Annotated in this window: 18 protein-coding genes; 8 read left to right on the top strand and 10 right to left on the bottom strand. The window is 51.4% G+C overall.

Features of this window, described 5'->3' with window-relative positions; translation table 11 throughout:
* The first annotated feature begins 31 nt into the window (after nucleotides 1-31).
* The 4 genes from ACTHRE_RS01125 (at nucleotide 32) to mutL (ending at nucleotide 4,389) form a co-directional block, all read left to right on the top strand.
* The gene (locus tag ACTHRE_RS01125; protein ID WP_377072962.1) at nucleotides 32-601 is read left to right on the top strand and encodes an RNA 2'-phosphotransferase; all 570 of its coding nucleotides are present in this window, start codon (nucleotides 32-34) and stop codon (nucleotides 599-601) included.
* Between the two features lie 83 nt (nucleotides 602-684).
* Entirely contained in the window at nucleotides 685-1,821 is a 1,137-nt protein-coding gene (locus ACTHRE_RS01120) for a 5-(carboxyamino)imidazole ribonucleotide synthase (protein WP_440344769.1), read from the top strand.
* A 71-nt stretch (nucleotides 1,822-1,892) separates the two neighbouring features.
* On the top strand, nucleotides 1,893-2,375 hold the full coding sequence (locus tag ACTHRE_RS01115) for a GNAT family N-acetyltransferase (protein WP_377072966.1): 483 nt from the start codon (nucleotides 1,893-1,895) through the stop codon (nucleotides 2,373-2,375).
* Between the two features lie 37 nt (nucleotides 2,376-2,412).
* The gene (mutL, locus tag ACTHRE_RS01110; protein WP_377072967.1) at nucleotides 2,413-4,389 is read left to right on the top strand and encodes a DNA mismatch repair endonuclease MutL; all 1,977 of its coding nucleotides are present in this window, start codon (nucleotides 2,413-2,415) and stop codon (nucleotides 4,387-4,389) included.
* 57 nt (nucleotides 4,390-4,446) lie between these two features.
* On the opposite strand, the gene kdsA is transcribed toward mutL, so the two are convergent.
* From kdsA to ACTHRE_RS01095, 3 genes are all read right to left on the bottom strand, one after another.
* On the bottom strand, nucleotides 4,447-5,289 hold the full coding sequence (gene kdsA / locus ACTHRE_RS01105) for a 3-deoxy-8-phosphooctulonate synthase (protein WP_377072968.1): 843 nt from the start codon (nucleotides 5,287-5,289) through the stop codon (nucleotides 4,447-4,449).
* Nucleotides 5,290-5,363: 74 nt separating this feature from the next.
* Nucleotides 5,364-5,747 (bottom strand): aspartate 1-decarboxylase, encoded by a 384-nt coding sequence (gene panD / locus ACTHRE_RS01100; RefSeq protein WP_003678944.1) that lies wholly within the window; start codon nucleotides 5,745-5,747, stop codon nucleotides 5,364-5,366.
* Between the two features lie 78 nt (nucleotides 5,748-5,825).
* Nucleotides 5,826-7,367: a YdgA family protein gene (locus ACTHRE_RS01095; protein ID WP_377072970.1), complete on the bottom strand. Its 1,542-nt coding sequence runs from the start codon at nucleotides 7,365-7,367 to the stop codon at nucleotides 5,826-5,828.
* Between the two features lie 175 nt (nucleotides 7,368-7,542).
* Here ACTHRE_RS01095 and ACTHRE_RS01090 point away from each other — a divergent pair, with 175 nt between their 5' ends.
* Complete coding sequence (locus ACTHRE_RS01090) at nucleotides 7,543-8,133, top strand: aminodeoxychorismate/anthranilate synthase component II (RefSeq protein ID WP_377072972.1); 591 nt, start codon at nucleotides 7,543-7,545, stop codon at nucleotides 8,131-8,133.
* 88 nt (nucleotides 8,134-8,221) lie between these two features.
* Nucleotides 8,222-9,250 carry an anthranilate phosphoribosyltransferase gene (trpD, locus tag ACTHRE_RS01085; protein WP_003747072.1) on the top strand — a complete coding sequence of 343 codons (1,029 nt, stop codon included), beginning with the start codon at nucleotides 8,222-8,224 and terminating at the stop codon, nucleotides 9,248-9,250.
* Nucleotides 9,251-9,314: 64 nt separating this feature from the next.
* On the opposite strand, the gene ACTHRE_RS01080 is transcribed toward trpD, so the two are convergent.
* The 6 genes from ACTHRE_RS01080 to ACTHRE_RS01055 all read right to left on the bottom strand — a co-directional run bounded on the left by ACTHRE_RS01080 (nucleotide 9,315) and on the right by ACTHRE_RS01055 (nucleotide 13,843).
* Nucleotides 9,315-9,662, bottom strand: coding sequence for a CsbD family protein (locus ACTHRE_RS01080; protein WP_036490595.1), 348 nt, complete (start codon nucleotides 9,660-9,662; stop codon nucleotides 9,315-9,317).
* 119 nt (nucleotides 9,663-9,781) lie between these two features.
* On the bottom strand, nucleotides 9,782-10,348 hold the full coding sequence (locus ACTHRE_RS01075) for an SGNH/GDSL hydrolase family protein (protein ID WP_049333328.1): 567 nt from the start codon (nucleotides 10,346-10,348) through the stop codon (nucleotides 9,782-9,784).
* Nucleotides 10,349-10,470: 122 nt separating this feature from the next.
* A complete protein-coding gene (locus ACTHRE_RS01070) occupies nucleotides 10,471-10,728 on the bottom strand; it encodes a hypothetical protein (protein WP_049333330.1) in 258 nt (85 codons plus the stop codon).
* An 89-nt stretch (nucleotides 10,729-10,817) separates the two neighbouring features.
* On the bottom strand, nucleotides 10,818-11,300 hold the full coding sequence (locus ACTHRE_RS01065) for a sel1 repeat family protein (RefSeq protein ID WP_440344770.1): 483 nt from the start codon (nucleotides 11,298-11,300) through the stop codon (nucleotides 10,818-10,820).
* A 71-nt stretch (nucleotides 11,301-11,371) separates the two neighbouring features.
* Entirely contained in the window at nucleotides 11,372-13,534 is a 2,163-nt protein-coding gene (locus ACTHRE_RS01060) for a heavy metal translocating P-type ATPase (RefSeq protein ID WP_377072976.1), read from the bottom strand.
* 99 nt (nucleotides 13,535-13,633) lie between these two features.
* A complete protein-coding gene (locus ACTHRE_RS01055) occupies nucleotides 13,634-13,843 on the bottom strand; it encodes a heavy-metal-associated domain-containing protein (RefSeq protein WP_003674677.1) in 210 nt (69 codons plus the stop codon).
* Nucleotides 13,844-13,990: 147 nt separating this feature from the next.
* Here ACTHRE_RS01055 and cueR point away from each other — a divergent pair, with 147 nt between their 5' ends.
* Entirely contained in the window at nucleotides 13,991-14,383 is a 393-nt protein-coding gene (cueR, locus tag ACTHRE_RS01050; RefSeq protein WP_377072978.1) for a Cu(I)-responsive transcriptional regulator, read from the top strand.
* A 246-nt stretch (nucleotides 14,384-14,629) separates the two neighbouring features.
* On the opposite strand, the gene ACTHRE_RS01045 is transcribed toward cueR, so the two are convergent.
* Nucleotides 14,630-14,839 (bottom strand): heavy-metal-associated domain-containing protein, encoded by a 210-nt coding sequence (locus tag ACTHRE_RS01045; protein WP_004519826.1) that lies wholly within the window; start codon nucleotides 14,837-14,839, stop codon nucleotides 14,630-14,632.
* A gap of 144 nt (nucleotides 14,840-14,983) precedes the next feature.
* Here ACTHRE_RS01045 and ACTHRE_RS01040 point away from each other — a divergent pair, with 144 nt between their 5' ends.
* Complete coding sequence (locus ACTHRE_RS01040; RefSeq protein ID WP_377072980.1) at nucleotides 14,984-16,156, top strand: sugar transporter; 1,173 nt, start codon at nucleotides 14,984-14,986, stop codon at nucleotides 16,154-16,156.
* Nucleotides 16,157-16,299 lie beyond the last annotated feature (143 nt).

The raw sequence follows: 16,299 nt of genomic DNA, 5'->3' as shown, positions 1-16,299 counted from the left end.
CTGCGCTCTGAAATGACTAAACAACAAGATTATGATACTAAACGAAAAACAACTAAAATCCATCAGCAAATTCCTCAGCTTTATCTTGCGCCATCATCCCGAGCAAATCGGCATTACTTTGGATAAAGACGGCTGGGTGGATATTGATACCCTGCTGACACAGGTAAACCATCCCGAGCGCGGCTTTACGGGCAATCCGCTGACCTACGAAGTATTGCTGGAAGTGGTCGAAAACAACGATAAAAAACGGTTTACCCTTTCTGAAGACGGCAAACGCATCCGCGCGGCGCAAGGTCATTCGACGGCACAAGTTCAGGTCGAACACAAAGTGGCAACGCCTCCTCAGATTTTGTATCACGGTACGGCTGAGCGCTCTGTTCCGTCTATTTTGGAGCAAGGCCTGCATTCTGCCTCGCGCCATTTTGTCCATCTGTCTGCCGATGCTACAACAGCCGTCAACGTCGGCTCTCGACACGGCAAGCCGGTTGTATTGACCATCGACACTGTTGCCATGCTTGCGGCAGGTCATCAATTTTATTTGGCAGACAACGGCGTATGGTTAACCGAAAACGTTCCGCCGCAATTTATCGGCAAACTTTAAAACATCAGGCCGTCTGAAACCCATAAACCCTTTTCATACGGCCTGCAAACACCCTACCCAATTTCTTCATAAAGCGATTATCCATGAACACATCTCCCATCCTCCCTCCTGCTATGCTCGGCATTCTTGGCGGCGGACAATTAGGCAGAATGTTTACTGTTGCTGCCAAAACTATGGGCTACAAAGTAACTGTACTCGATCCCGACCCGAATGCGCCGGCAGCAGAATTTGCCGACCGCCATTTGTGCGCGCCGTTTGACGATGAAGCAGCTTTGGAAGAATTGGCAAAATGCGCGGCGGTTACGACCGAGTTTGAAAACGTCAATGCCGATGCGATGCGTTTTCTCGCCAAACACACCAATGTTTCCCCCAGCGGCGACTGCGTTGCCATCGCTCAAAACCGCATTCAGGAAAAGGCATGGATACGCAAAGCAGGCCTGCAAACCGCGCCGTATCAAGCAGTTTGCAAAGCCGAAGACATCACTGAAGAAAGCGTACAATTTCTGCCCGGCATCCTGAAAACTGCCACTTTGGGCTACGACGGCAAAGGCCAAATCCGCGTAAAAACATTGGATGAACTCAAAGCCGCATTTGCCGAACACGGCGGCGTGGATTGCGTTTTAGAAAAAATGGTGGACTTGCGCGGCGAGATTTCCGTTATCGTATGCCGTCTGAACAATGACAACGTGCAAACTTTCGACCCTGCCGAAAACATTCACGAAAACGGCATCCTCGCCTACTCCATCGTCCCTGCGCGACTGAGTGCCGACGTGCAGCAACAGGCGCGACAAATGGCGCAGCGTTTGGCCGATGAATTGAACTACGTCGGCGTATTGGCAGTAGAAATGTTTGTTGTCGGCGATACACATGAATTAGTCGTCAACGAAATCGCCCCGCGTCCGCACAATTCCGGCCACCATACCATCGATGCCTGCGCGGTAGACCAATTCCAGCAACAAGTCCGCCTGATGTGCAACCTGCCTCCGGCTGACACCAAATTGCTGAGTTCTTGCTGTATGGCGAATATTTTGGGTGACGTTTGGAAGGAAGACGGCGGCGAACCCGAATGGCTGCCGCTGCAAAGCAATCCAAATGCACATCTGCATCTTTACGGGAAAAAAGCCGCGCGCAAAGGCCGAAAAATGGGCCATTTTACCGTCTTGGCCAACGATGCGGACAACGCGTTCCAAACCGCACAAACCTTACATCAAAGCCTGTAACCCTACCCACTTTTTCAGACGGCCTTTGATTGCTAAGGGCCGTCTGAAATCAATTTTTCCGACCATCCGCCATGAGCCTTCTGACCATCCTCCGTCCGGCAACCGAAAAAGACTGCCAAGCCATACACAACGCCCATCTGCATGCCGTTCAATACGCCTGCATCCGCAGTTACGATGAAACCATTATGCACACATGGGAAAGTCTGCTCGACATCAACAGCTATTTGGAAACTATCTCCGATAAAAACAAAGCCTTGTGGGTGGTCGAATACAAAGGGCTGATTCAAGGTTTCTTCCAAGTCGATTTCAAAGAAGCGCAACTGGACGCCTTATACGTCCATCCGCTCTTCCACAATCTCGGCTTGGGCACGGCCCTGCTCGGTCGCGCCGAAGAAATGGCACGAAATGCAGGCCTCAGCTTTCTCAAACTGTATGCCTCGCTCAATTCCGTGCCTTTCTATCGCATCAACCGCTACGAATCGCTCGGTACTGCCGTGTTGCAGCTGAACAAAACCGTCCGTGTCGAATGCGAATTGATGCGCAAGTACCTGTAATTTTCCCCTTCCGCTGTTGCTTTTTTGAAAGAAACCGATGTCCCGAATTGCCGCCCTGCCCGACCATCTTGTCAACCAAATCGCCGCCGGCGAAGTGGTCGAACGCCCTGCCAACGCCTTGAAAGAAATCGTTGAAAACAGTATCGATGCAGGTGCGACGGCGATTGATGTCGAGCTGGCCGGCGGCGGCATCCGCCTGATTCGCGTCAGCGACAACGGCAGCGGTATCCATCCGGACGACATCGAGCTTGCGCTCCACCGCCACGCCACCAGCAAAATCAAAACCTTAAACGACTTGGAACACGTCGCCAGCATGGGCTTTCGCGGCGAAGGCTTGGCCAGTATCGCCTCCGTCAGCCGCCTGACCCTGACCAGCCGCCAAGACGGCAGCGCGCACGCGACCCAAGTCAAAGCCGAAGACGGCAAACTCAGCAGCCCCACCGCTGCCGCCCACCCCGTCGGCACCACCATCGAAGCCGCCGAACTCTTCTTCAATACCCCCGCGCGGCGCAAGTTCCTCAAATCCGAAAACACCGAATACGCTCACTGCGCCACCATGCTCGAACGCCTCGCGCTGGCGCATCCGCACATCGCCTTCTCGCTCAAACGCGACGGCAAACAAGTGTTCAAATTCCCCGCCCAAAGCCTGCACGAACGCATAGCCGCCATCGTCGGCGAAGACTTTCAGACGGCATCCCTAGAAATCGACAGTGGCAACGGCGCGTTGCGGCTCTACGGCGCCATCGCCAAACCCACCTTCGCCAAAGGCAAAACCGACAAACAATACTGCTTCGTCAACCACCGCTTCGTGCGCGACAAAGTTATGCTCCATGCCGTCAAACAGGCATACCGCGACGTATTGCACAACGCACTGACACCCGCCTTCGTCCTCTTCCTCGACCTGCCGCCCGAAGCCGTGGATGTCAACGTCCACCCGACCAAAACCGAAATCCGCTTCCGAGACAGCCAACAGGTGCACCAACTTGTGTTCCACACGCTCAACAAAGCACTTGCCAACACGCGCGCCGACTTGACCGAAAGCGTCAGCAACGCAGGCGAAGTGTTGCATGACATTACCGGCGTTACGCCTGCACCAATGCCGTCTGAAAACGACAGCGAAAATCTGTTTGATAGCGCATCCAACTACCCGACGGGCAACAAATCCGATACACGCAATGCCTTTGGCTCATCAGGCAAAACCTCGCCCATGCCTTACCAAGCCGCGCGTGCACCGCAACAACGCAGCCTGTCCCTGCGCGAAAGCCGCGCGGCCATGAATACTTATGCCGAACTCTACAAAAAAACCGACGACATCGACCTTGAATTGAGCCAATTCGAGCAGGCACGTTTCGGCAATATGCCGTCTGAAATGCCTACTCCCAAAACAGATACGCCGCTTTCAGACGGCCTTCCCTACCAATCCGAACTGCCGCCGCTCGGCTTTGCCATTGCTCAATTACTTGGCATCTACATTCTTGCCCAAGCCGAAGACAGCCTGTTGCTCATCGATATGCACGCCGCTGCCGAACGCGTCAACTACGAGAAAATGAAACGCCAACGTCAAGAAAACGGCAACCTGCAAAGCCAGCGCCTACTTATCCCCGTAACCTTTGCCGCGTCCCACGAAGAATGTGCCACCCTTGCAGATCATGCCGAAACACTGGCAGGCTTTGGCCTGGAATTGTCCGATATGGGCGGCAATACCCTTGCCGTCCGTGCCGTCCCCTCCATGCTCGGCAAAGCCGACGTCGTTTCACTGGCCAAAGATATTTTGGGAGAACTCGCCCAAGTCGGCAGCAGCCAAACCATCGAGGAACACGAAAACCACATCCTCGCCACCATGTCCTGCCACGGCTCCGTCCGCGCCGGCCGCCAACTGACTTTGCCCGAAATGAACGCACTCCTGCGCGATATGGAAAACACACCGCGCAGCAACCAGTGCAACCACGGCCGTCCGACTTGGGTCAAACTGACTTTAAAAGAATTGGATGCGTTGTTTTTACGCGGACAGTAATGCCAATAAAAAGGCCGTCTGAAAATGCTTTCAGACGGCCTTTTAACTTATTTGCCCTTAACGAATATCCATAGGCGCAAACGATTTCACAGTTTCATCGATTGCTTTAACACGGGTCAGGAAGTCTTCCAATTGTGCAAGCGGCAATGCACTTGGGCCATCGCATTTGGCTTGGTCGGGATTAGCATGAGATTCAAGGAACAAACCGGCCAATCGGGTTGCCATACCGGCAAGCGCCAAGTCCAATACTTGGGCACGACGACCGCCAGATGCGGCGGCCCCGGATTCGCGCGTTTGCAGGGAATGGGTTACGTCAAAAATAACCGGCAGGTTGTGACACGTTTTTTTCATCACGCCAAAGCCGAGCATATCGACCACCAAATTGTCGTAGCCGAAGTTTGCGCCGCGTTCGCACAAAATGATTTGATCGTTGCCTGCTTCTTGGAATTTCTCCACAATGTTTTTCATTTGAGACGGGCTGAGGAATTGCGGCTTTTTGATGTTGATGACATTGCCGGTTTTCGCCATTGCTACCACCAAATCGGTTTGGCGTGCTAAGAAGGCGGGCAGCTGGATGACATCGCAGACTTCGGCAACCGGTTGGCATTGGTAAGGCTCGTGAACGTCGGTAATCACGGGAACGTTAAACTCGCGCTTCACCGCTTGAAAAATCTTCATACCTTCGTCCAAACCCACACCGCGGAAAGAGTGGATGGAAGAGCGGTTTGCCTTGTCAAAAGAGGCTTTGAAAACGTAAGGGATGCCGAGTTTATCGGTTACTTTAACGTATTGCTCACAGGCTTTCAGCGTAGAGTCGAGGTCTTCAAGGACATTGATGCCGCCGAAAAGGGTAAAGGGCGCATCGTTGCTGACGGTGATGTTGTTGATTTGGATATTCACGGCAAAGCCTTTCAGATAAGTTGAATTTGGGAAACAGGCCGTCTGAAACGTTTCAGACGGCCTTTGTTTGAATATTACAACACGGTGTGCGGCGGCTCATAAGAAATCACGTCGCGGATTTTATTGTTCTCATCGACGAGGACGACTTTTGGCTCATGCGCTGCAATTTCGGGTTCGGACAACATGACGTAAGACATGATAATCACGATGTCTCCTTTTTGAACCAAACGCGCGGCCGCGCCATTGAGACAAACGACACCGCTGCCGCGTTCACCGGGGATAGTGTAGGTTTCAAGACGTTCGCCGTTGTTATTGTTGACGATAGCGACTTTTTCGTTCACGCAAATACCTGCCGCATCCAGCAGGTCTTGGTCAACGGTAATGCTGCCGACGTAGTTGAGGTCGGCTTCGGTAACGGTGGCACGGTGGATTTTGCCGCCGAGCATGGTACGGAACATGGGTTTCCTTTTTGATTGTGGGTTGATTTGCGGTTTTAACTTCAGTGAAGCTAAAACCGCTGTTTGTGTGATTGAGGATTAGTTATTGGGAAAGTCTGCTTCGTCAAACTCGGGTTCCGGGTCGCTTTGAAGGACTTTTCCGTTTAATTTCAACTCGCTGTTTTGCAAAGTCAAATGGGTTTTGACATTATCGTCTTCTAAGGTCAGATATTTCTCACTTGCCATGCTTTTAATGGTGCTGTCCACCATCAGGCGCAAGGTCTCGTTGATATCATCGATGCTGGCACGGCCTGCGGCTTCATCTTCGGCATTGACGCTAAACAGGCTGCTTACTTGGTTGACGGCGAGCTGCTCCAACAATTTTTGCGGTACGCTCATGTTGAAGTCGGCTTCGGTTTTCTTCAGCATATCGCCCAAGTTGTTGAGGTCTTTGGCTGCCAAACCTTTAAAGGCAAGCTTGCCGCTGACATCGACATCACCATTAGGCATGGTAAATTTGAAGGTTTTGACGTTCAAAACCGGATTGTTGGTAAACAGGCCCGAAGCCTCGTTTTTGGCCGTCTGAATCAAGGAAGCCTGAATTTCTTCTTCGCTCATTTTCTTCACGGACACTTCGGCAATTTTGTTTTTCAATGCCAAAAGTGATGCGGCGTCCAAATGCTCGGCAGCGACATTGATGTCCAGAGGGCCGTATTTATCTTCGCCATAGGTCAGGCTTTCAAATTGGAAGCGGCCTTCGCTGTTGATGAATTTATCGACTTCGCCGGTCTGGGTATCGAAACGCAGTTTGTTGACTTCGATTTTAGACGGAGCAATCGTACCGGTCGGATTGATAAACGCACCGATTTGTAGATTGGTTACAAGGTTGACCAACTCATTCAACTTAACGTTGTAATCAATGTTTTCTTTCCATTGCAGCAGGAATTTATCCAGCGTAATGCTACTCTTGCCCAAAGAAAGCTTGGTCAGGCCGTCTTCCGTTTCGGATTGGAAGCGCAGGTTTTCCAAAGACACATCGCCTTTGTCGGCCAATTTGACTTGTAAAGACGGCGCAAGGTAATCGTGGCGATAGCTTTTGAAGCCTTGGCTGTAATCGGTATTGCCGCTAAAGCCTTTCCAGTTAAGTTTGATACCGGAAAGCTCTTCATAGTCGAAGGCGGGGATATTGAGGCTGAGTTTGCCGTCACCGGAAAGGTAAACCGTATTAGTCATGGTCAACGGCGTTTGCTGGCCGAAGAAGCGGTCCAAAACTTTTTTGGTTTCCGGATGGTATTGGAACTCGGTTTCCACGTGCGCACGCGTACCGAAGCCGCCGGCAAACGGGCCGTGTGTCACATGGTTAATGACCGTAATCGGCTCTTGCAGGACGGTTTTCAAATTGTCCGGCAGGTATTTTTGCGTATTTTGAAGCAAGGTCGGTTTGAGGCGGATGACGGTCGTCTCGGTTGAACTGAACCAGCCGCGATCGTATTGGTGGGACTCAACGGTCAGGAAGCCGGATTCCTGCAACAGCTTTTGTTGCTCGGTCAGGCTTTCTTCCGCTTTGACACCAAGATAATAAGGCGTGCCGAGCGCAGCGGCGACAACAACGGCGGCAGTCGGGATAAGATACTTTTTCATCACTTCAAACAGATTAGGTTCAAAGCGTAAAGCATAGCATTTTTTAGCTGTTTTGTCTTATCCGCCGTTTCAGACGGCCTTTAGGTAAAGATTGTGATATTATGCAAACATAAACGATTTTTACACTTTTGGCAGGCCTTACCCTGACTGCCAAAATGTCATTAAAGGTTTGCAAATGCTTTTATTCATTGATAATTACGACAGCTTCACCTACAACATCGTCCAATACTTTGCCGAATTGGGGCAGGAAGTTTTGGTTCGCTGCAACGATGAAATCACCATCGAAGAAATCGAAGCCCTGAAACCTCAATATCTGGTCATCGGCCCCGGCCCTTGTTCCCCTAAAGAAGCAGGCATTTCTGTTGCGGCCATGCAGCACTTTGCCGGCAGGCTGCCCGTCATGGGCGTGTGCCTCGGTCATCAAACCATGGGCGAAGCGTTCGGCGGCAATGTCGTGCGCGCGCAAACGATGATGCATGGCAAAGTCTCCCCCGTTTTCCATCACGGCACAGGCATGTTTAAAGACCTGCCCAATCCGGTCAACTGCACGCGCTACCACAGCCTGGCCATCGACCGCGCCACCCTGCCCAACTGCCTCGAAATTACCGCATGGACGGAAGACGGCGAAATCATGGGCGTACGCCACAAAGAATATGCCATCGAAGGCGTACAGTTCCACCCCGAAGCCCTGCTGACCGAACACGGCCACGATATGCTGAAAAACTTCTTGGAAGAATTCAAAGACTATCGACCGCAAAAATCTTAATGAAAGGCCGTCTGAAAGGCGTTTGACTGTGTTCAAACCGCATTTTCAGACGGCCTGAATCACATCGGACACGAACAAAGGAAAAATCATGATTACCCCTCAACAAGCGATTGAACGCCTCATCAGCAACAACGAACTTTTCTACGATGAAATGACCGATCTCATGCGCCAAATCATGAGCGGCCAAGTTCCTCCCGAGCAAATCGCCGCCATCCTGACCGGCCTGCGGATTAAAGTTGAAACCGTTTCCGAGATTACCGCCGCAGCCAGCGTGATGCGTGAATTTGCCACCAAAGTGCCTCTGGAAAACGCCGATGACTTGGTCGATATTGTCGGCACGGGTGGCGACGGTGCCAAAACCTTCAATATTTCCACGACTTCCATGTTTGTCGCGGCTGCGGCAGGTGCGAAAGTCGCCAAACACGGCGGCCGCTCCGTTTCTTCATCCAGCGGTGCTGCTGATGTTATGGAACAAATGGGTGCCAACCTCAACCTCAACCCCGAACAGGTTGCCCAAAGCATTCAGCAAACCGGCATCGGCTTTATGTTCGCGCCCAACCACCACAGCGCCATGCGCTATGTTGCTCCTGTCCGCCGTTCGCTCGGCTTCCGCAGCATCTTCAATATCTTGGGCCCGTTGACCAATCCTGCCGGCGCGGCAAACCAACTCTTGGGCGTGTTCCACATCGACTTGTGCGGCATTCTTTCCCGCGTATTGCAACAGCTTGGTTCCAAGCATGTTTTGGTTGTGTGCGGCGAAGGCGGTTTGGATGAAATCACGCTGACCGGCAAAACCCGCGTTGCCGAACTGAAAGACGGCAAAATCACCGAATACGACATCAGCCCGGCCGATTTCGGCATGGAAATCCGCCGCAATTTGGACGAAATCAAAGTCGAAAACGCGCAAGAATCCCTGCAAAAAATGAACGAAGTGCTGGATGGCAAAGTCGGTGCCGCACGCGACATCGTCGTCCTCAATGCAGCCGCCGCGCTCTACGCAGGAAATGTGGTCGCATCGCTGGCGGACGGTGTCAAAGCCGCGCAAGAAGCCATCGACTCCGGCAAAGCCAAAGCCAAAAAAGACGAGTTTATCGAATTTGGCAAACAGTTTGCCTAAACTTTAAAACCATAAACAAAGGCCGTCTGAAAAATCTTTCAGACGGCCTTTTATTCTTTAAATATTAAAATTTGCTTTTAATATCATTAATCAAGCCTTCAGCTTTTTCTTTGGCTTCTTCAGCCAAGTGTGCTACTTTCTCTTTGGCTTCACCGGCTAAATGAGCTGCTTTTTCTTTAGCTTCACCTGCAAAGTTTTCTACTTTTTCTTTAGCCTCGCCTGCGAAGTGCGCCGCTTTTTCTTTGGCTTCACCTGCAAAGTTTTCTGCTTTTTCTTTAGCATCCGCAGCAACTTCTTTTGTCTTACCGACGCCTTGTTGAACTACGCCTTCAGCTTTGAGTTTGGAATCGTCAAGAACTTCGCCGGCTTTCTCTTTTACTTCACCGCTGATTTGATCTAATTTGCCAGTCATCATTTATTCCTTCTTAGTTTCATGTTGATAAGAGTAATCACTATACCCCAATAGATATTGGGTTGCAACTTAAAGTCTGTCTCAATATTAAAAACATAATAAAAATGGATTACGTCAAGTTAGCACAACTGTTTCAATATCGCTTCGGCTACTGCCTCGCCTATCATCTTGCTGCCGAACTCATTGAAATGAAGTCCATCGCACAGCATCACATCGGTCAAATCCTGCTCAAACATCAGACTGTATAAATCATTGACGGTAAAACCATATTGCCTTGCCAAATCCTCCGCCACACGGTTATAGGCCTTCAAGTCGGCCAGATAGCGGCGCGAGGGTTTGACGATATTGTGTACGCTTTCCAAAAACGGCGTACTGCTCGCCCAAATAATTTTTGCCCCTGTCTGTTTCAGATAATCGAAAATTTGGATCAGGTTGTTGCGGTAGGTTTTTATATCGGCCACCGGCTCATTACAGCCTTGATTATGGCGGATGTCGTGCAAACCGCAATTGATGTGGATAATGTCTCCCACAGTCGCGCCCTCTGTCCATTGCCTGATATGCTCTAACACATCATGCGACGAACGGCAGTTTTCCGATGGAGAAACAATATCCACCTCAGGCAAAGCGGCGCGCGTGTAAGGCTCCGAAGCAAGCCGAACGGAGTCGCCGATTAAGTAAACGGTCATTTTTGTTCTCCTCCCTTTATTTGAATCAACAGCAAGGCCGTCTGAAATATCACTTATATTATTATAAGAGTGCTATTTCAGACGGCCTTAACTTCAGTCAAGTTCTATCGTTAAATCATCAATTAGAGCTGACTGTTTTTATAAAAATCAATTAATTGCTTGGCCTGCAACATGGGCAGCCCAAAACGGTCGCTCACGGCTTTCAAATCCTTCCATTCCTGACCGGTCAGATTCTGCCCAACCCATTTGAGGTTTTCCGGATTGCTTTTGATTTTCTCAAAATACGCCTGCTTGCGTTTCCAGTTACGCGACCACACCAGCAACATGGTAAAAATACATAAAACAATCAATACAATATTGGTAAACAACATCATGTCCATACGACATACTCCCGCTTGAGTCTCGAAATCAGAAAATATGGATTAAAGGCCGTCTGAAAAACAATCTTCAAACGGCCTCAGCGTGACGCTCAACGTTGCATTTCCATCATTAACGCCTGACAAGCGGATTCGTTTTCCAAAGCACAAGATTCGCTCAGTTGGTTTAAACGGCTGTCGCGGTCTGGTGTATTGCCTTGCGCCATCTCTGCTTTAGTTTCTTCAAAATTGGTACAGGCATTTTCATAACCGCCTTTACAGGCTCGCTCGTAGAGCTTGACTGTGGCGGCATAATCCATGCCCAAACCGCTGGACGGATTGAGATACAGATTACCCAAAACATTGCAGCCGCGCATATTGCCGCCATCGCAGGCTTTTTTCAGAAACGGATACGCATGAGCAGGCGCTTCAAGATAATCGCGCATCCAAATGGCCGCAGTGACGCAACTCTCCAGATTGTTCCGATTGCATTCCCGTATCAGCTTATCGTGCTGCTTCTCGCTGTAATCCTCAGCCTGCACGCTAAATGCAGTGGCAACCAATGCTAAACCAAACAATAAACGAAGTGTTTTCATCTGATTATTTCTCCAAAAATATTTGATGACAGGCCGTCTGAAAAAACAGTCTTCAGACGGCCTTTATATTATCACTCAATATTCACCCGTTTCAGGCGCAAGGCATTACCCAATACCGAAACCGAGCTTGCCGCCATTGCCGCGCCTGCGATGACGGGGTTTAAAAAGCCGAGCGCGGCGAGCGGAATGCCCAAGATATTGTAGAAGAAGGCGAAAAACAGGTTTTGCTTGATGTTTTTCAAAGTTGCCTGCGACACCAGCAGGGCATCGGCGAGCTGATTGACCGAATGTTGCATCAACGTGGCAGATGCGGTGTGTTCGGCAACGTCCGCGCCGCCTTTCATCGCGAAGCTAACATTGGCGGCGGCGAGCGCGGGGGCGTCGTTGATACCATCGCCGACCATCGCCACGGTTTTGCCGGCGGCTTTGAGTTTCTGCACTTCGGCAGCTTTATCGCGCGGACTCATATTACCGAAGGCGTGTGCGATGCCCAGTTGTTTGGCGACATATTCAACCGTTCCTTGGTTGTCGCCGCTCATGATGTAAACGTTGATGCCGTGTTTTTTCAGACGGCCTATGGCTTCGGCGGTATCGGCTTTCAATGCGTCGGCAAGTGCGAATGCGCCGATAGGTTTGTTATCGACCGAGACTGCAACAATGCTTGCAATGTCCCAAACGCCGTCTGAAAACTTCGGCAAGGTCAGTTCGGCAAATTCGGCTTTGCCTGCTTTCACCAAACCCACGCCTTCCACTTCGGCGGTAATGCCTGCGCCGACAACGGTTTGCGCGTTTTGTGCGGCGGGAATGTCCAAACCGCGCGCTTGGGCGGCGGAAACGATGGCTCGGGCGAGCGGATGAGCGGCGTTTTGTTCGACGGCGGCGGCGATGCGGTACAAAGCGTCTTCGTCAAAGCCGCTGTCGGGAACGCAATAAACGGCGGCAACCTGCGGCTTGCCTTCGGTCAGCGTGCCGGTTTTGTCCAGCACGACGGCATCGACGTGGGCGGCTTCTTCCATTGCCGCCGCGTCTTTAAACCAAATACCGTGTTTCACCGCTTTGCCCATGCCGACCATAATCGCGGCAGGGGTTGCCAGACCGAGCGCGCACGGACAGGCAATCACCAAAACGGCAACGGCGTGCATCAGCGCAACCGTCCAATCACCTTTTACCAGCCAAGTGGCGATAAAAGTCAAAAGCGCGATGCCCACGACGGCAGGCACGAACACCGCCGCCGCTTTATCGGCCACACGCGCAATCGGTGCTTTGCTGCCTTGTGCTTCAGAAAGCGCGTTCATCATGTCGCCGAGCAAGGTTTGGCTGCCTAGCTGAGTGGCGCGGTACACCACGCTGCCTTCGGTCATCAGCGCGCCTGCCAACACTTTGCCGCCCGCCTTTTTCTCTTCGGGGTTGGATTCGCCGGTAAGATGGCTCTCATCCGCCCAGCCGCTGCCGCTTTCGATGATGCCGTCGGCAGCAATACGTTCGCCGTGGTTGGCGCGGATAAGGTCGCCGATTTGTACTTGGTCGATGGGCAGTTGTTTCCATTCGCCATCGCGTTGCACGTTGACTTGGGTCGGCGTGAGCTTGAGCAGCAAGCCCAAGCTGTTCAGGCTGGATTTTTTGGTGCGGTGTTCCAAAAATTTGCCCAGCGACACAAAACCGATCACCATCACGCCTACTTCAAAATACACGTGTGCCATGCCGTGCGCCGCGTGCGGGCTGAAAAACAGCATATAAACGGAATACAGGTAAATCGATACCGTGCCGATGGTAACCAGCACGTCCATGTTCGCCAACCCGCCCTTAATGCTTGCCCACGCGCTTTTGTAAAACGGGATGGCCAGCCAAAGCTGCACCACGCTTGCCAGCACAAACTGCCATACAGGCGGAATCATCCAATCGTGCCGCCCGATCATCATGCCTGCCATGCCGATTAAAAACGGAATATTAATGGCCAGCAAAAGCCACAGCCTCCAGCCGATATGGTGTTCTGCTTCAGGTTGCGGCAATGTATCTTCCGTTTTTTCCTTTGCGCCGTAACCGGTTTTCTCAATGATTTTGGCGATGTCGGCAGCGGAAGTTTTGCTGTCGTCAAACGTAACCTGCGCCTCCTCGCTGGCAAAGTTTACCCCTGCCGATTCGACAAAATCTTTTTTGTTCAACACTTTTTCAATGCGCGAAGCGCAGGCCTGACAGGTCATGCCTTCGATTTGGAAACGGACTTTTTGTTGCATGGTTTCTTCCTTCTGAATGTGGTTGGGCTACCTGAAAAAAGCGGAGCAGGGTTTTCAGGTAGCCTTTGGGGTGTTGCAGTCGATTTGTTGCGATTCGATTTACAAAGCCGCATCAAAGCCGCCGTCTTCCACCGCTTCTATCAGCGCGGCGGGGTTGGTTTGGGCGGGGTCGAATTCCACGACGGCGTTCTTGTTTTCCAGGCTCACTTCGGCCTTGTCCACGCCGTTTACGCCTTCGAGGATGCTGGTAACGCTTTTCACGCAACCGCCGCAGGTCATGCCTTCGATGTTTAATGTGATGGTTTGCATAGGGTTTCCTTTCTGTTGGAATGAGGCTGAGGTTTTAAAGCCCGTTGCAGCCAAAGCTTTCAGGTAACCTGAAATGATGGGTCTGCTCTTGCTTTCCCGCTAAGTGCCGCCACTATAAAGCTTTACCCGAAGTAAAGGTCAAGCATCATGATGAACATCAGCCAGGCCGCGGCCGAGAGCGGCCTTTCCGCCAAACAAATCCGCGACTACGAAAAGCACGGCCTAATCGCCCCGGCCACGCGCAGCGAAGCGGGCTACCGCCGCTACGGACAGGCCGACCTTGTCCGGCTGCGCTTTATCCGCCATGCGCGGGAAGTGGGCTTTTCGCTGCCGCAGATCGGGCAGCTTTTGAGCCTGCAACACAACCCGCAGCGTACCAGCCGCGAAGTGAAAACACTCACCGCGCGGCACATCGCCGAGCTGGAAGCCAAAATCGAACGCTTGCAGGGCATGGTGGCTGAGCTGCAACGTTGGCACGATGCCTGCACGGGAGACGACTTCCCGGATTGTGCGATTTTGGCCGGGCTGGAGGAGCGTTAGGCGGCTTGGGCAGAATAGAAACAGGCTACCTGAAAAGTTTCAGGTAGCCTTAGTCGGCCGCTAACGGTTTGGTACAGGCCTCGTCGTAATACGGCAGCCACTTGCCGCCGCTTTGCTTCAGATATGCGCGAAAACTTTTGTTTACCCGTGTGGCGGTGTAATCCAAATAATGGCAAAAAGTAAGTTATCAAGAGACAGAGGCCGTCTGAAGCGTTTCAGACGGCCTTTTCAAAATACGCTTATCGGTTACAAAGCCACATCGTAGCCGCCGTCTTCTACGGCATCAATCAGCGCATCGGTATCTGTCTTGCTTTCATCAAAAGTAATCACTGCATTTTTGTTTTCCAAGCTGACTTCTGCTTTTTCCACGCCTTCTACGCCTTCCAAAAGACGGGTTACGCTTTTCACGCAGCCGCCGCAGGTCATGCCGTCGATATTGAGGGTAACAGTTTGCATTTGTATTTCCTTTCATTCAAACAAATATAGTTGCCAAATACTTTACTCCTTACACAAACAGCTTGCAAATTCTTCATTAAGGCCGTCTGAAAAATGCAGATAGGCGTACAATAACGACCTTTGCTTCATCAAACGGACATAATAATGACTTCAACATTCAAACAATGGGTTAGCGTATGCGCGCTGGCGGTGGGTGCGTTTATTTTCAATACCACCGAATACATTCCGATTGCGCTTTTGAGCGACATCGGTCAGAGCTTTGGCAAACCGGCAACGGAAGTGGGCATGATGATTACGGTGTATGCGTGGATTGTTGCGCTCCTATCACTGCCGCTGATGCTGATGACGAAAAACATCGAACGGCGCAAATTATTGCTGATGCTGTTTGCACTGTTTGCGCTGTTTCACGCGCTGTCGTTTTTTTCTTGGAACTTCAACATCCTTTTGGTCAGCCGTATCGGAATTGCGCTGACACACGCGGTCTTTTGGTCAATTACGGCTTCTTTGGCAGTACGGCTTGCTCCCGCCGGCAAAACCAATCAGGCTTTGGGCTTGCTCAGTACGGGTACGGTTTTGGCGATGGTTTTGGGTATTCCGCTGGGGCGCGTGGTCGGGCAATACTTCGGCTGGCAGCTCAGCTTCCTGCTGATCGGCGTCTGTGCTGCCGGCGTAATGCTGGTGTTGGCCAAAAACCTGCCTGCTTTACCCAGCCAAAATACCGGCTCTTTAAGCAGCCTGCCGAGTTTGTTCAAACGCCGCAACCTGATGTTGCTTTATGCCATGACGGTGTTAATTATTACGGCACACTTCACGGCATACAGCTATATCGAGCCTTTTGTGTTGCAAGTTGGCGGATTTAAGGCTGAACAAGTTACCATCGTTTTGAGCCTGTACGGTTTGGCAGGATTTGCCGCTTCTTATCTGTTTGGCAAATGGTTTGCCAAATCGCAACGCCTGTTTATGCTTGGCGCGGTGGCGGTCATCCTGCTCTCTGCCCTGCTGCTTCTGCCGTTTGCCTCTTTCCCTTATGCGGTGTACGCGCTGGTATTTATTTGGGGCGTGGCCATCGTCATCGTCAGCTTGGGCATGGTATCGAAGGTCTTGGCATTTGCCTCGGATGCAACAGATGTGGCCAACTCGATTTATTCAGGTTTGTACAATGTCGGCATCGGCGGCGGTGCGCTTTTGGGACATTATGTAACCGTCTGGTTCGGCCTTTCCAATATCGGCATTGCCGGAGCCTTGCTGGCGGCGGCAGGTTTGGCCGTTTGCGGCTTATTGTTTAAGGAACAAGACAATCTGACGCAAAATGTTTAAATCCATATAAATCAGGATGGTATTACTGACCCGGCCGTAATTTTGGTAGTTTTACCGATTTGTCCTGATGCTTATTAACCCACGATGGGTCTTCATTCCGCCGGATAAGCAGTTTTCTTGCTGCTTATCCGGTTTTCATTCCA

It is taken from the genome of Neisseria sp. P0001.S007 (genome assembly GCF_051963655.1).
In the GTDB taxonomy this organism is placed as follows: Bacteria; Pseudomonadota; Gammaproteobacteria; order Burkholderiales; family Neisseriaceae; genus Neisseria; species Neisseria subflava_A.
The sequence above is the reverse complement of the archived record's forward strand: the minus strand, read 5'-3'. Positions and strand labels throughout refer to the sequence as shown.